A 14178-nucleotide genomic window follows, 5' to 3' on the forward strand; every position below is an offset into this window, starting at 1 on the left:
CTCATCCTCCTGTGAGAGCCAGGGCCACCCGGTAGGTGATCCAGCACGCCATGTAGGCGAGTCCGAACAGGTAGCCGGCCATGATCAGCACGTAGCGCCACGAGCCGGTCTCGCGCTTGACCGTGGCGAGCGTCGAGATGCACTGCGGCGCGAAGACGTACCACACCAGCAGCGAGAGTGCCGTCGGCAGCGACCAGCTCCCCGCGAGCAGGGGCGCCAGCTGGCCCGCGACGTCGTCACCGGTGGCCGAAAGCGCATAGACGGTGCCGAGCGCGCCCACCGCCACCTCGCGCGCGGCCATGCCGGGCACGAGCGCGATCGAGATCTGCCAGTTGAACCCGATGGGCGCGAAGATGTGTTCGAGCCCGCGGCCGATGATGCCGGCCAGGCTGTACTGGATCGCCGGTCCGGTCGCGCCTTCCGGCGGCGAAGGGAAGGTCGAGAGGAACCACAACAGGATCGTGAGCGTGAGAATGATCGTGCCCACGCGCTGCAGGAAGATCCAGGCGCGCTCGTAGAGCCCCAGCGCGAGATTGCGCGGATTGGGCCAGCGGTAGGCCGGCAGCTCCATCATCAAGGGCGAATGCGCCTTGCTGTCGCGGAAGCGCTTCATGACCCATGCCACCGCCATCGCCGAGACGATGCCGAAGACGTACAGCGCGAACAGCACCACCCCCTGGAGATTGAACACGCCGCCCACGGTGCGCGACGGAATGAAGGCAGCGATCAGCAGCGCATAGACCGGCAGGCGCGCCGAGCAGGTCATGAGCGGCGCGATCATGATCGTGGTGATCCGGTCGCGCCAGTTGGTGATGGTGCGCGTCGCCATCACACCGGGGATGGCGCAGGCGAAGCTCGACAGCAGCGGAATGAAGGAACGGCCCGACAACCCCACCGTGCCCATGACGCGGTCGAGCAGGAAGGCCGCGCGCGGCAGGTAGCCCGAATCCTCCAGCGCCAGGATGAACAGGAACAGGATCAGGATCTGCGGCAGGAACACGATCACGCCGCCGGCCCCTGCGACGATGCCGTCGACCAGCAGGCTTTGCAGCATGCCTTCGGGCACCACGTGCTTCACGAGTTCGCCGAAGGCGGCGGTCGCGTCCTTGATGGCGTCCATCGGCACTTCGGCCCAGCTGAAGACGGCCTGGAACATCAGGAACATCGTGATCGCCAGCACCAGCATGCCCCACAGCGGATGCATCACGACGCGGTCGATGCGGTCGCTGGTCGCCAGGCTGCCGACGGGTTCCTTCACGGTCGCGGCCAGGATGCGGCGCACCTCGCGCTGGGTGTCGAGCACCTCGTCGAAGCCCGGCGAATGCCAGGCGCGCGGCGCGGCGGCGGCAACGGGGAGATCCAGGGTTTCGACCAAGGCGCGCGCGCCGTCGCTCTGGACGCCGACGGTCTCGATCACCGGCACGCCGAGCTCGCGCGACAGCGCCGCGGTGTCGACCTGGATGCCCTGCTTGCGCGCCATGTCGGTCATGTTCAGCGCCACCACCATCGGCAGTCCGAGGCGCTTGGCGTCGAGCACGAGCCGCAGATTGAGGCGCAGGTTGGTGGCATCGGTGACGCACACCAGCAGATCGGGCGGCGCCTCGCTGCTCTTGCCGGTGACCACGTCGCGCGTGACCGCCTCGTCGGCCGACAGCGCATTGAGGCTGTAGGCGCCGGGCAGGTCGAGCACGAAGACGCGCCGGCCCGATGCGGTGCGCAAGGTGCCTTCCTTGCGCTCGACGGTCACGCCCGCGTAGTTCGCGACCTTCTGGCGGCTGCCGGTCAAGAGGTTGAACAGCGCGGTCTTGCCGCAGTTGGGATTGCCGAGCAGCGCGATGCGCTCCGGCGGACTCGACGACGACGCGGCGCCGGGCTTGAAGCTGAGCGTTGCCTCAACCATGGCCGGCCGCTCCCGGGGTGACGCGGATCAGCGCTGCCTCATGACGGCGCAGTGCGAAGGTCGTATGGCCCAGCCGCACCGCCAGCGGCTCGCGCCCCGGCACGCCGTTGGCGACGATGCAGACCGCCTCGCCGGGGACGAATCCGATCTCGGTCAGCCTGAGGGCCAGGTCGCGGTCCTCGGGCGAATCCGGCCGCGCGACGTCGAGCACCGTCGCCCACTGACGGTTGGGGAGTTGATGGAGGCTGATGGCGGCCAGGGCCGTGCCGGTCGAATTCGTCACCTGCGGAATCCAGGAGTCTTCAAAAATGAGAATTATTCTCGAAAACGGCGCGCTTGGAGCGCGGCGCTGAAGAATCCTTGCGGCAGAACAGTGAAACGGCGGCACAGGGGCCGCCGTTTGCCAGCGAGTCAGGCGCGAGTCAGGCTTCAGCCAGCAACTGCCGCAGCACGAACGGCAGGATGCCCCCGTGCTTGTAGTAGTCGACCTCGATCGGCGTGTCGATGCGCAACCGCACCGCCACTTCCTGCTGGCCGCCGTCGGCGCGGTGCACGACCAGCTTGACGTCCATCTGCGGCTTGAGTTCGCCGCCGATCACGACGTCGATCTTCTCGTCGCCGGCAAGGCCCAGGCTTTCCCACGAATCCGCGCCGCGGAACTGCAGTGGCAGCACGCCCATGCCGACGAGGTTCGCGCGGTGGATGCGCTCGAAGCTGCGCGCCACCACGGCCTTGATGCCGAGCAGCTGGGTGCCCTTGGCGGCCCAGTCGCGCGATGAGCCGGTGCCGTATTCCTCGCCGCCGAAGACGATGGTCGGCACGTCCTGTCCGATGTACTTCATCGCGGCGTCGTAGATCGGCATCTTCTCGCCGCCCGGCTGGAACAGCGTCACGCCGCCCTCCTCGCGCGAACCGTCCGGTGCGGCCGGGATCATGAGGTTCTTGATGCGCACGTTGGCAAAGGTGCCGCGCATCATCACTTCATGGTTGCCGCGGCGCGAACCGTAGCTGTTGAAGTCGGCCTTCGAGACGCCGTTCGCCTTGAGCCAGATGCCCGCGGGCGAGCTCTCCTTGATGGAGCCGGCCGGCGAGATGTGGTCGGTGGTGATCGAGTCGCCGAACAGCGCCATGATCCGCGCGCCGGTGAAGCCCGCGTCGGCCGCCTGCGGCTCCATCTTGAAGCCCTCGAAGAACGGCGGCTCGGCGATGTAGGTGGACTCGGGCCAGTCGTACACCTGCCCCGTCGTGCCCTTGATGCTGCTCCAGAGCTTGCCGGGGTTGTCCTTGATCTGGTCGTAGTTCTTGCGGAAGGCCTTCGCGTTCATCGCGTAGCGCAGGTTCTCGTCGATCTCCCTGGCGCTCGGCCAGATGTCGCCGAGGTAGACGTCCTGCCCCTTCCTGCCCTTGCCCACCGGCTGCGTCATGAGGTCGACCATCACGTTGCCGGCGATCGCGTAGGCCACGACCAGCGGCGGCGAGGCCAGGAAGTTGGCCTTCAGATTCGGATGGATCCGGGCCTCGAAATTGCGGTTGCCGGACAGCACCGCCGCGCCGACGAGGTTGTTCTTCGTGATCGCCTCGTTGATCTCGGGCGCGAGATCGCCCGCGTTGCCGATGCAGGTGGTGCAACCGTAGCCCGCGAGGTAGAAGCCGAGCTTCTCCAGATATGGCAGCAGGCCCGCCTTCTCGAGGTACTCGGTCACGATGCGCGAGCCGGGCGCGAGCGAGGTCTTCACGTGCGGCTTGACCGTCAGCCCCGCTTCCACCGCCTTCTTGGCCAAGAGGCCGGCCGCGAGCAGCACGCTCGGGTTCGAGGTGTTGGTGCAGGAGGTGATCGCGGCGATCAGCACGTCGCCGTTGCCGATCGTGACCTTGCCCGACGGCGACTTGGGCGCGGTCTCGCCCACATGGGCGGCTTCGCGGGTCGAGCGGTTGGCGACCATCTCGACCGCGGTCCGCGGCGCGCCGGGCGCCGGGGCGGCGGCATCCTGCTCCGCCGCCGCGCCTCCATCATCGGGCAGCGGATGACGCGTCTTCAGCGTGCCGGCCGGCAGGTTGAAGCCATTCGCTTCGATCGGCTTGCTGTAGAGCTCCGCAAACCTGGTCGAAAGGTCCCCGAGGTCGATGCGGTCCTGCGGGCGCTTCGGGCCCGCCAGGCTCGGTGTCACGCTGCCGAGATCGAGCCGGACGACCTTGGTGTAGTTGAGTTCGCCGGGCGCCGGCATGCCGAAGAGGCCCTGCGCCTTGTAGTAGGCCTCGAAACGCTCGACTTCCGCATCGGTGCGGCCGGTGCCCTTGAAATAGGCGAGCGTCATCTCGTCGACCGGGAAGAAGCCCATGGTCGCGCCGTACTCGGGCGCCATGTTGCCGATCGTGGCGCGATCGGGCACCGCGATCGATGCCGCGCCGGGTCCGAAGAACTCGACGAACTTGCCGACCACCTTCTCGCTGCGCAGGATCGAAGTGACGTACAGCACCAGATCGGTGGCGGTCACGCCTTCGCGCAGCTTGCCGGTGAGCTCGAAGCCCACCACGTCGGGCGTGAGGAAATACACCGGCTGCCCCAGCATCGCGGCCTCGGCCTCGATGCCGCCGACGCCCCAGCCGACCACGCCGATGCCGTTGATCATGGTGGTGTGGCTGTCGGTGCCGACCAGCGAATCGGGGTAGTAGACCGGCGCGTCACCCTTATCGTTCGCGCTCTTGTAGACGCCGCGCGCGAAGTACTCGAGGTTGACCTGGTGCACGATGCCGAAGCCCGGCGGCACGACGCCGAAGGTGTCGAAAGCCTGCATGCCCCACTTCATGAACTGGTAGCGCTCGTTGTTGCGCTGGAACTCGAGCTTCATGTTGAGGTCGAGCGCCTTCGGCGTGCCGTAGTGATCCACCATCACCGAGTGGTCGACCACCAGGTCCACCGGCACCAGCGGCTCGATGGTCTTGGGCGATTTGCCGAGCGCCGCCGTGACGCTGCGCATCGCGGCCAGGTCCGCCAGGAGCGGCACGCCGGTGAAGTCCTGCAGCACCACGCGCGTCACGACGAAGGGGATCTCCTCGGTGCGTTCGGCATTGGGCGCCCAGTTTGCGAGCTGCTCGACATGCTCGGCCGTGACCTTCTGCCCATCGCAGTTGCGCAGCACCGATTCGAGCACGATGCGGATCGAGACCGGCAGCTTGTCGACGTTCGGGAATTTCTTCGCGAGTTCCTTGAGCGACCAGTATTTCCCGGACTTGCCCGATGCGGTCTTGAAGGTTTTCAGCATGGGGGCAAAGGCGTGTGCCGGTTCTTTGGCCATTGGAAAACTCCTGTGATTCGTGGAAGCTCCGCAAAGATAGCAGGCTTCGGGGACGTCGGCAGCAGTCCGGCGCCGCGGGCACCCCATGACCTCCGAGGTCATGGCTTTCGCGCGCGCGACCACTACGATGGCGCGCATGAGCCTTCGCAGCACCCCGCCGACCGCGGCCGATCCGTTCGGCACTCACCTCCGGCACTGGCGCCAGCATCGCCGGCTGAGCCAGCTCGATCTGGCGCACGAGGCGCAGGTCTCGACGCGCCATCTGAGCTACGTCGAGACCGGCCGCGCCGAACCCAGCCGCGAGATGGTGCTGCGGCTGGCCGAGCGGCTGGAGGTGCCGCTGCGCGAGCGCAATGCCCTGCTGGTCGCGGCCGGCTACGCGCCCATGTACCGGCAGCGCTCGCTCGACGACCCGGCGCTCGCCTCGGCGCGGCGTGCGGTCGAGCTGGTGCTCAAGGGCCACGAACCCTTCCCGGCGCTCGCGGTCGACCGCCACTGGAACCTCGTCGCACACAACGCGCTCGTGCCGCTGCTGATGGCCGGCGCAGCGCCGGAACTGGTCAAGCCGCCGATCAACGTGCTCCGGCTCAGCCTGCATCCGGGCGGATTGGCGCCGAGGATCGCGAATCTGCAGCAATGGCGGGCGCATCTGCTGGAGCGGCTCCAGCAGCAGATCGCCGCGACGGGCGATGCGGCCCTTTCAGCGCTGCACGATGAGCTGGCTGCCTATCCGATGCCCAAGGTCGGACACGACGCGCCCGCGGCCGGCGCAGAACTCGCGAACGTGGTCGTGCCTTTCCAGCTCGTGACACCGAGCGGCATCCTGAGCTTCATCAGCACGACCACGATCTTCGGCACGCCGGTGGATGTGACCTTGCAGGAGCTTGCGGTGGAGTCGTTCTTCCCGGCGGACGCACAGACGGCGAAGGCGCTGGCGGCACTGGCCGCGCAAGCCGCCGCCTGAAGCGCTGCGGCACAAAAAACCCCGCCGAAGCGGGGTTCCTCGAAAGGCACGCAACGGATCGATCAGGCTGCGACGCCGGCCGCCACTTCCTTGTATTCGTCGAGGCGGTCGAAGTTCAGGTACTGGTAGATCTGGCCGCTCGCGGCATCCAGCACACCGGCGCTCGCCATGTACTCTTCCTTCGTCGGGATGCGGCCGAGGCGCGAGCAGATCGCGGCCAGCTCGGCGCTGCCGAGGTACACGTTGGTGTTCTTGCCCAGGCGGTTCGGGAAGTTCCGCGTGCTGGTCGACATCACCGTCGCGCCCTCGCGCACCTGCGCCTGGTTGCCCATGCACAGCGAGCAGCCGGGCATCTCGGTGCGCGCACCGGCGTTGCCGAACACGCCGTAGTGGCCTTCCTCGGTGAGCTGGTGGGCGTCCATCTTGGTCGGCGGCGCGATCCAGAGCTTGACCGGGATGTCGCGCTTGCCTTCGAGCAGCTTGGAAGCCGCGCGGAAGTGGCCGATGTTGGTCATGCACGAACCGATGAACACTTCGTCGATCTGCGCGCCGGCGACGTCGGACAGCGTCTTCACGTCGTCCGGATCGTTCGGGCAGGCCACGATCGGCTCGTGGATGTCGGCCAGGTCGATCTCGATCACGGCCGCGTATTCGGCGTCGGCGTCGCCCTTCAGGAGCTGCGGGTTCTTGAGCCAGGCTTCCTGCGCGGCGATGCGGCGGCCCAGCGTGCGCGCGTCGGCATAGCCCTCGGCGATCATCCACTTCATCAGCGTGATGTTGCTGTTGATGTATTCGATGATCGGTTCCTTGTTCAGGTGAACCGTGCAGCCGGCGGCGGAGCGCTCGGCCGAAGCGTCGCTGAGCTCGAAGGCCTGTTCGACCTTCAGGTCCGGCAGGCCCTCGATCTCGAGGATGCGGCCCGAGAAGATGTTCTTCTTGCCCTTCTTCTCGACCGTCAGCAGGCCTTGCTTGATCGCGTACAGCGGGATCGCGTTGACGAGGTCGCGCAGGGTCACGCCCGGCTGCATCTTGCCCTTGAAGCGCACCAGCACCGATTCGGGCATGTCCAGCGGCATCACGCCGGTCGCGGCCGCGAAAGCCACCAGGCCCGAGCCGGCCGGGAAGCTGATGCCGATCGGGAAACGCGTGTGGCTGTCGCCGCCGGTGCCCACGGTGTCGGGCGTCAGCAGGCGGTTGAGCCAGCTGTGGATCACGCCGTCGCCCGGACGCAGCGACACGCCGCCGCGGGTCGAGATGAAGTCCGGCAGCTCGTGGTGCATCTTCACGTCGACCTTCTTCGGGTAGGCCGCGGTGTGGCAGAACGACTGCATCACCAGGTCGGCGCTGAAGCCGAGGCAGGCGAGGTCCTTGAGTTCGTCGCGGGTCATCGGGCCAGTGGTGTCCTGGCTGCCGACCGAGGTCATCTTGGGCTCGCAGTAGGTGCCGGGGCGCACGCCTTGGCCTTCGGGCAGACCGCAGGCGCGGCCGACCATCTTCTGCGCCAGCGAGAAGCCCTTCCTGGTGTCGACCGGGCTCACCGGCAGGCGGAACAGCGTCGAGACCGGCAGGCCCAGCGCTTCACGTGCCTTGGCCGTCAGGCCGCGGCCGATGATCAGAGGAATGCGGCCGCCGGCGCGCACTTCGTCGAACAGCACGTCGCTCTTGACCTTGAATTCGGCGATGACCTTGCCGTCCTTGAGCGCCTTGCCTTCGTAGGGACGCAGCTCGACCACGTCGCCCATTTCCATCTGGCTCACGTCGAGCTCGATCGGCAGCGCGCCCGCGTCTTCCATCGTGTTGTAGAAGATCGGCGCGATCTTGTTGCCGAGGCACACGCCGCCGAAGCGCTTGTTGGGGATGAAGGGGATGTCCTCGCCGGTGAACCACAGCACCGAATTGGTGGCCGACTTGCGGCTGGAGCCGGTGCCGACCACGTCGCCGACGTAGGCCACCTGGTGGCCCTTGGCCTTCAGCGATTCGATGAACTTGACCGGGCCGCGCTTGCCGTCTTCCTCGGGCTGGAACGGTGCGCCGTCGCGCTTGTTCTTGAGCATCGCGAGCGCGTGCATCGGGATGTCGGGACGGGTCGTCGCATCGGGTGCGGGCGACAGGTCGTCGGTGTTGGTTTCGCCGGGCACCTTGAACACCGTGATGGTGAGGCTCTTGGGCACTTCGGGACGGCTGGTGAACCACTCGGCGTCGGCCCAGCTTTGCAGCACGGCCTTGGCGTTGGCGTTGCCCTTGTCGGCCTTTTCCTTGACGTCGTGGAACTGGTCGAACATCAGGAGCGTCTTCTTCAGGCCGTCCGCGGCGGCAGCACCGACTTCGGCGTCATCGAGCAGGTCGACCAGCGGTCCGATGTTGTAGCCGCCGAGCATGGTGCCGAGCAGTTGGGTGGCACGTGCGCGCGACAGCAGTGCGCTCTTCTCGGTGCCATGCGCCACGGCGGCCAGGTAGCTCGCCTTCACCTTGGCCGCGTCGTCCACGCCGGCGGGAACGCGATGCGTCAGCAGATCGAGCAGCTGCTCGGCGTTGGCCGGGGCCGGGGCCTTCATGAGCTCGATCAATTCGGCGGTCTGCTTCGCGGTCAGCGGCAGGGGCGGGATACCGAGCGCGGCGCGCTCGGCAACGTGGTCAGCGTAGGCTTGCAACATCTTCTTTTCTCCGGGAACACAAATTGGCGGCGGCTCCCGCAATGAAGCAAGAGCCGCGCCTCGGGGGGACTTACTGCTTGGGCGTATCGGCGCCTTCGAACAGGCTCTTGGGCGGGTTCTTCTTCATATCCTCGGCGACTTCGACCTGCTTGGCCGCCTGGCATTCGTCGGCCAGGCGCAGGCCCTGCTTCTGGCTCATCAGCATCGACTTGTTGCCGAGCTGCAGCCACATCGCGCCGGCGCTCGGGTCTTCGAGGCGGATCGCGCCAGTGCGGCTTTCCACCGGATGCAGGCGATAGTGCTTGCCCGCGTGCACCAAGGTGAAGAAGCCCGGCTTCTTCTCGTCGGCCTTGATCTCCACGCTGGCGCCGAGTTCGCACTTGATCACGCCGGTGTAGACGCGCTCGGCGACCTTGATGTCGGCATCGGACAGCGTGGGGTCGACTTCCTCGCTGATGGGCTTCTTTTCTTCCAGCTTCTTGACGACGCCCTTGGGCACCACCTTGTGGAGGACCTTGGTGCGCGGCTTGGGCGCATCCGTCTGGGCCGTTGCAGCCAGCGGCAGCGCGACGACGGCAGCGGCGATCAGCGCAATAGTCTTCATGGTGTGATTCTTTCGAGAGTGATGTGTTTCAGGATGAGGGAGTCGCAAACCAGGCCGACGCCTCGGGGGGCAAGGCGCGGCCGGTGGCATGCGCCCGTTCCAGGACCTGCCAGAAATGGCGGTAACTGGCGCGGTCATGCAATGTGCCATCGATACTGACCGGCGCCCACGCGGCAGCAGCCGCGGCAGCAATTATTTTTGTTGCGATTTGAATCTGGCCCTCTTCGGGCGCGAAGGCTTCGAGAATCGGTCGGATCTGGCTCGGATGAATGCTCCACATCCGCGTGTAGCCGAATTCGTTCGCGGCCTTCCTCGCGGCGGCGCGCATGGCGTCGACGTCGCTGAATTCGGTGACCACGCAATGCGACGGCACCTTGCCGTGCGCATGGGCCGCGGAGGCGATCTCCAGCTTCGCGCGCACCACCAGCGGGTGCGTGAACTGCCCCTTCGCGCCCATGCCGTCGGCCGGGATCGCGCCGCCGTGCGCCGAGACGAAGTCCATCAGGCCGAAGCTCAGGGACTGCACGCGCGGATGCGCCGCGATCTCGAACGCTTGGTGAACCGCGAGCGGCGATTCGATCAGCACGTGCAGCGGCAGTGCTTCGGCACCGGCCGCCTCGAGGGCCTCGACGGCCACACCCACGTCCAGGGCGGATTCCACCTTGGGAACCATCAGATGGCTCAGGCGATGGCCGGCACGGCCCGCGATCGTGATCACGTCGCCGGCGAACGACGGATGGTCGACCGGATGCACCCGCACGCCGACCCGCATGTCGGGCGCGGCAGCCAGTGCGAGCTCGGTGACCAGCGCCGCATGCTCGGCCTCGCCGCCGACGGGCGCACCGTCTTCGCAATCGAGCGTGACGTCGAACACGCAGGCGCCGAACTCGTCGGCCATCTCGGCCTGCAGCGCGAGGCTCTTGCGCATGCGCGCTTCGACGCCGCTGTAGTGGTCGCAGACAGGCAGCACCACGGCGCCCGCCTGGGCGCCCAGCAGCACCGTGCGCGGATGGACTGTGGAAGAAGATCCCGCGCTCATCGTGTGCTCCTCATGCCTTACGCCGTGCCACGATGAACATGCGCGGAAAAGCCAGCAAGCGGCGGCCGTCGGCGCGAGGCGGATAGGCGGCGTCGATGCGGCGCTCGTACTCGGCGAGATAGCTGGACTGCAGTTCCGGCGTCAGGCGGTCGACGAAGGGCTTCAGGCCCGTGCCGCGAACCCATTCGACGATCGCTGCGGCGGATGCCATGGGGTGCTGGTAGGCGGTGCGCCAGACATCGACCTGGGCGGCATCGGCCGCGAGCAGGTCGTAGTAGCCCTCGATGCCCAGCAGCTCGGTGCGCATCCGGTCGGCATCGCCGATGGCGTTGGCCCACGGCGCCTCGGACGCGAGCTCGCGCATGATGCGGTGGGTGGGCTCCTGCCGGTTGTCCGGCATCTGGATCGCCAGCACGCCACCAGGCGCCAGGGCCGCGAAGAGCCGCGGGATCAGTGCCTTGTGGTCGGGCACCCACTGGAGAGCGGCATTGGCGTAGATGAGGTCCGGCGGCGTCTCGGGCCGCCAGACGGAAATGTCGCTGAACTCGAAGCGGGCCTGGGGCAGGCGCTCGCGCGCACTGACCAGCATCGCTTCGGAGTTGTCGGTCCCGACGACCTGCGCGCCGGGGAACCGATGAGCCAGCAGCTCGGTGGAATTGCCCGGCCCGCAACCGAGATCGAAGACGCGGGCAGCCTCCTTGAGAGGCACGCGCGCCAGCAATTCCTGCGCGGGACGGGTGCGCTCGTCCTCGTAGCGACGGTAGAGCGCGGGATTCCAGTCGAGCATGTCTGGCGGTGCGGGCTCAGAGCAGGTGGGCGACGCCGGCTTGCTCGTCCTGAAGTTCCTTGAGCGTCTTGTTGATGCGCTCCTGGCTGAAGGCGTCGATCTCGAGGCCTTCGACGAGCTTGTACTCGCCGTTCTCGGTGGTGACCGGGAAACCGAAGATCACGTCCTTCGGAATGCCGTACTGGCCGTCCGACGGGATGCCCATCGTGACCCACTTGCCGTTCGAGCCGAGGGCCCAGTCGCGCATGTGGTCGATGGCGGCGTTGGCGGCCGAAGCGGCCGACGACAGGCCGCGTGCATCGATGATCGCGGCGCCGCGCTTGCCGACGGTCGGCAGGAACACGTCGGCGTTCCAGACCTGGTCGTTGATCAGGTCCTTGACGCTCTTGCCGCCGACAGTGGCGAAGCGGTAGTCGGCGTACATCGTGGGCGAGTGGTTGCCCCAGACGGTGAGCTTCTCGATGTCGCCCACGGCGGTGCCGGTCTTGGCGGCGATCTGGCTGGCGGCGCGGTTGTGGTCGAGGCGCAGCATGGCGGTGAAGTTCTTGCGTGGCAGGCTCGGCGCGCTCTTCATCGCGATGTAGGCGTTGGTGTTGGCAGGGTTGCCGACCACCAGCACCTTGACGTTGCGGCTCGCGACCTTGTCGAGCGCCTTGCCCTGGGCGGTGAAGATCTGGGCGTTGGCGGCCAGCAGGTCGGCACGCTCCATGCCGGGGCCGCGCGGGCGGGCACCGACGAGCAGCGCGTAGTCGGCGTCCTTGAAAGCCACCAGCGGGTCACCGGTCGGGATCACGCCGGCCAGCAGCGGGAACGCGCAGTCTTCGAGCTCCATGATCACGCCCTTGAGCGCCTTTTGCGCCTTCTCGTCGGGGATCTCGAGCAGTTGCAGGATGACCGGCTGGTCTTTGCCGAGCATTTCGCCGGAGGCGATTCGGAACAGCAGGGCGTAACCGATTTGGCCAGCGGCACCGGTGACGGCAACGCGAACGGGCTTTTTGCTCATGGGAAAACTCCAGGAAAAGATGAAAACGGTGCAAGGCCGCCAGGTGCGGCCGCGAGGGTCGGCGGGAGCGCGTCGCTGCGACTTCAGGCCGTCTGCGATTCTATGCCGATTTGGTTTTTTGATGGCGCATGTCTTATGTCTTATATAAGATGTCGACCCGCAGGCGCCCGAATGGAGCGCCGAACGAACCCATGAGCACCACCCCCACGCCCGCCGCAGAGCTGCCGACGCCATCGTTCAGCCCGCTCTATCAGCAGATCAAGTCGCTGATCCTGCAGAGCCTGCATGCCGGCGAATGGAAGCCGGGCGAGCCGATCCCGAGCGAGATCGACCTCGCGGCGCGCTTTCGCGTGAGCCAGGGAACGGTACGCAAGGCGATCGACGAACTCGCCGCCGAGAACCTCGTGGTGCGGCGCCAGGGCAAGGGCACCTTCGTCGCGACGCACGCGGAACAGCACGTCCAGTACCGCTTCCTCAAACTGGTGCCGGACACCGGCGACATCGACAGCGAAGGCCCCGCCGAGCGCCAGATCGTGGACTGCCGCCGCCTGCGCGCAACGGCAGACGTCTCGCGCGCATTGGCGCTGCGCACCGGCGACGCCGTGCTGCAGGTGCGGCGCGTGCTCTCCTATCGCGGCACGCCGACCATCCTCGAGGATCTCTGGCTGCCGGGCGCGCCGTTCAAGGGCCTGACCGCCGAGCGCCTCGCCGAGTGGCACGGCCCGATGTACGAGATGTTCGAAACCGAATTCGGCGTGCGCATGGTGCGCGCCGAGGAAAAGATCCGCGCCGTCCTGCCCGACGAAGCGCAGGCCGCCCTGCTCGGCGTCACCACCGCAACCCCGCTCCTGAGCGTCGAGCGCGTGGCCCACACCTACCACGACACCCCGATGGAGCTGCGCCGCGGCCTCTATCGCACAGACACCCACCACTACCGCAATGAACTCGGGTGAATCAAGCTCGCCCCCCAAGCCTGGGGGCGAGCAACAGGTTGCTGCGTTGCAATAGAATTTTGAGTTGTTTGCATTTCTGCTACAGATCAAGCCGCCCATCTAAAAAATATCGAAAGCCCACATGACAGAGCTGGCCACACCCTCCCGACCGCCGCGACGCGAGTTCCGCAACATCAACGCAATCACCGATCTGACCACCTACCGGCTTCCTCCGGCGGGCATCGTGTCGATCCTCCACCGCGTGAGCGGTGTGCTGATGTTCCTGCTGCTGCCGTTCATCATCTGGATGTTCGACACCTCGGTCTCCTCCGAAATCTCGTTTGCCCGTTTCAAGGCCGCCTTCAACAGCGGCCTTGGTTTCGTTCCGGGATGGTTCATCAAGCTCGTGGCCCTCGCATTGATCTGGGCCTACCTGCATCACATCACGGCCGGCCTGCGCCATCTGTGGATGGACGTGAGCCACGCCGCGGTGAGCAAGGAGTTCGGCAAGAGCTCGGCGATCGCAACCCTCGCCATCAGCATCCTGCTGACCGTGATCCTCGGCGCCAAGCTGTTCGGCCTGTACTGATTAGGAGCAATCGATGTCTGTGAACTACGGCTCCAAGCGTACCGTCGTCGGCGCGCACTATGGTCTTCGCGACTGGCTCAGCCAGCGCATCACGGGCGCGCTCATGGCGCTCTTCACCGTGATCCTGCTGGTGCAGGTCATCTTCACGCGCGGCCCGATCGGCTATGACCTCTGGGCCGGCATCTTCGCCGCGCAATGGATGAAGGTGCTGACCTTCGTCGTCATCGCCTCGCTGCTCTACCACGTCTGGGTCGGCATGCGCGACGTGTGGATGGACTACGTCCAGCCCGTCGCCATCCGCCTCGTACTGCAGGTTTTCACGATCGTCTGGCTTGTGGCATGCGCGGGTTGGGCCATTCAAGTGCTCTGGAGGCTGTGATGCCCCCACGCTTTTCGTTTCACGTAATCGC

General features: G+C 66.7%; 12 protein-coding genes. 4 read left to right on the plus strand and 8 right to left on the minus strand.

The features are described from left to right. Position 1: 1 nt before the first annotated feature. The 3 genes from feoB to VAR608DRAFT_RS33590 all read right to left on the minus strand — a co-directional run bounded on the left by feoB (position 2) and on the right by VAR608DRAFT_RS33590 (position 5196). On the minus strand, positions 2-1900 hold the full coding sequence (gene feoB / locus VAR608DRAFT_RS33580) for a ferrous iron transporter B (RefSeq protein ID WP_088957996.1): 1899 nt from the start codon (positions 1898-1900) through the stop codon (positions 2-4). Then, entirely contained in the window at positions 1893-2183 is a 291-nt protein-coding gene (locus VAR608DRAFT_RS33585; protein ID WP_231973055.1) for a FeoA family protein, read from the minus strand. Before VAR608DRAFT_RS33585 ends, feoB begins: the two co-directional genes overlap by 8 nt. A gap of 139 nt (positions 2184-2322) precedes the next feature. After that, positions 2323-5196 (minus strand): aconitate hydratase, encoded by a 2874-nt coding sequence (locus VAR608DRAFT_RS33590; protein ID WP_088957997.1) that lies wholly within the window; start codon positions 5194-5196, stop codon positions 2323-2325. A gap of 136 nt (positions 5197-5332) precedes the next feature. Here VAR608DRAFT_RS33590 and VAR608DRAFT_RS33595 point away from each other — a divergent pair, with 136 nt between their 5' ends. Further along, positions 5333-6160, plus strand: coding sequence for a helix-turn-helix domain-containing protein (locus tag VAR608DRAFT_RS33595; RefSeq protein WP_088959128.1), 828 nt, complete (start codon positions 5333-5335; stop codon positions 6158-6160). Between the two features lie 62 nt (positions 6161-6222). Here VAR608DRAFT_RS33595 and acnB read toward each other — a convergent pair whose 3' ends face one another. The 5 genes from acnB to VAR608DRAFT_RS33620 all read right to left on the minus strand — a co-directional run bounded on the left by acnB (position 6223) and on the right by VAR608DRAFT_RS33620 (position 12247). Then, entirely contained in the window at positions 6223-8814 is a 2592-nt protein-coding gene (gene acnB / locus VAR608DRAFT_RS33600) for a bifunctional aconitate hydratase 2/2-methylisocitrate dehydratase (RefSeq protein WP_088957998.1), read from the minus strand. Between the two features lie 70 nt (positions 8815-8884). Next, the gene (locus VAR608DRAFT_RS33605) at positions 8885-9418 is read right to left on the minus strand and encodes a hypothetical protein (protein ID WP_088957999.1); all 534 of its coding nucleotides are present in this window, start codon (positions 9416-9418) and stop codon (positions 8885-8887) included. Positions 9419-9446: 28 nt separating this feature from the next. Further along, positions 9447-10457 carry an HpcH/HpaI aldolase/citrate lyase family protein gene (locus tag VAR608DRAFT_RS33610; protein WP_088958000.1) on the minus strand — a complete coding sequence of 337 codons (1011 nt, stop codon included), beginning with the start codon at positions 10455-10457 and terminating at the stop codon, positions 9447-9449. Positions 10458-10467: 10 nt separating this feature from the next. Beyond that, positions 10468-11244: a trans-aconitate 2-methyltransferase gene (tam, locus tag VAR608DRAFT_RS33615; protein ID WP_088958001.1), complete on the minus strand. Its 777-nt coding sequence runs from the start codon at positions 11242-11244 to the stop codon at positions 10468-10470. A 16-nt stretch (positions 11245-11260) separates the two neighbouring features. Further along, positions 11261-12247: a malate dehydrogenase gene (locus tag VAR608DRAFT_RS33620; RefSeq protein WP_088958002.1), complete on the minus strand. Its 987-nt coding sequence runs from the start codon at positions 12245-12247 to the stop codon at positions 11261-11263. A gap of 191 nt (positions 12248-12438) precedes the next feature. Between VAR608DRAFT_RS33620 and VAR608DRAFT_RS33625 the strand changes: the two genes are divergently transcribed. The 3 genes from VAR608DRAFT_RS33625 (at position 12439) to sdhD (ending at position 14147) form a co-directional block, all read left to right on the plus strand. Next, the gene (locus VAR608DRAFT_RS33625; RefSeq protein WP_231973056.1) at positions 12439-13200 is read left to right on the plus strand and encodes a GntR family transcriptional regulator; all 762 of its coding nucleotides are present in this window, start codon (positions 12439-12441) and stop codon (positions 13198-13200) included. A gap of 121 nt (positions 13201-13321) precedes the next feature. Next, complete coding sequence (sdhC, locus tag VAR608DRAFT_RS33630) at positions 13322-13768, plus strand: succinate dehydrogenase, cytochrome b556 subunit (protein WP_088958004.1); 447 nt, start codon at positions 13322-13324, stop codon at positions 13766-13768. A 13-nt stretch (positions 13769-13781) separates the two neighbouring features. Continuing rightward, positions 13782-14147 carry a succinate dehydrogenase, hydrophobic membrane anchor protein gene (sdhD, locus tag VAR608DRAFT_RS33635; RefSeq protein ID WP_088958005.1) on the plus strand — a complete coding sequence of 122 codons (366 nt, stop codon included), beginning with the start codon at positions 13782-13784 and terminating at the stop codon, positions 14145-14147. The last annotated feature ends 31 nt before the right edge of the window (positions 14148-14178 follow it).

It is taken from the genome of Variovorax sp. HW608 (assembly GCF_900090195.1).
In the GTDB taxonomy this organism is placed as follows: domain Bacteria; phylum Pseudomonadota; class Gammaproteobacteria; order Burkholderiales; family Burkholderiaceae_C; genus Variovorax.

What these genes read in the sequence shown, in the direction of transcription:
- VAR608DRAFT_RS33605 (WP_088957999.1), bottom strand. Translation starts at nt 9,418, where the DNA reads ATGAAGACTATTGCGCTGATCGCCGCTGCCGTCGTCGCGCTGCCGCTG.
- sdhC (WP_088958004.1), top strand. Translation starts at nt 13,322, where the DNA reads ATGACAGAGCTGGCCACACCCTCCCGACCGCCGCGACGCGAGTTCCGC.
- VAR608DRAFT_RS33590 (WP_088957997.1), bottom strand. Translation starts at nt 5,196, where the DNA reads ATGGCCAAAGAACCGGCACACGCCTTTGCCCCCATGCTGAAAACCTTC.
- tam (WP_088958001.1), bottom strand. Translation starts at nt 11,244, where the DNA reads ATGCTCGACTGGAATCCCGCGCTCTACCGTCGCTACGAGGACGAGCGC.
- VAR608DRAFT_RS33620 (WP_088958002.1), bottom strand. Translation starts at nt 12,247, where the DNA reads ATGAGCAAAAAGCCCGTTCGCGTTGCCGTCACCGGTGCCGCTGGCCAA.
- VAR608DRAFT_RS33625 (WP_231973056.1), top strand. Translation starts at nt 12,439, where the DNA reads ATGAGCACCACCCCCACGCCCGCCGCAGAGCTGCCGACGCCATCGTTC.
- VAR608DRAFT_RS33610 (WP_088958000.1), bottom strand. Translation starts at nt 10,457, where the DNA reads ATGAGCGCGGGATCTTCTTCCACAGTCCATCCGCGCACGGTGCTGCTG.
- feoB (WP_088957996.1), bottom strand. Translation starts at nt 1,900, where the DNA reads ATGGTTGAGGCAACGCTCAGCTTCAAGCCCGGCGCCGCGTCGTCGTCG.
- acnB (WP_088957998.1), bottom strand. Translation starts at nt 8,814, where the DNA reads ATGTTGCAAGCCTACGCTGACCACGTTGCCGAGCGCGCCGCGCTCGGT.
- sdhD (WP_088958005.1), top strand. Translation starts at nt 13,782, where the DNA reads ATGTCTGTGAACTACGGCTCCAAGCGTACCGTCGTCGGCGCGCACTAT.
- VAR608DRAFT_RS33595 (WP_088959128.1), top strand. Translation starts at nt 5,333, where the DNA reads ATGAGCCTTCGCAGCACCCCGCCGACCGCGGCCGATCCGTTCGGCACT.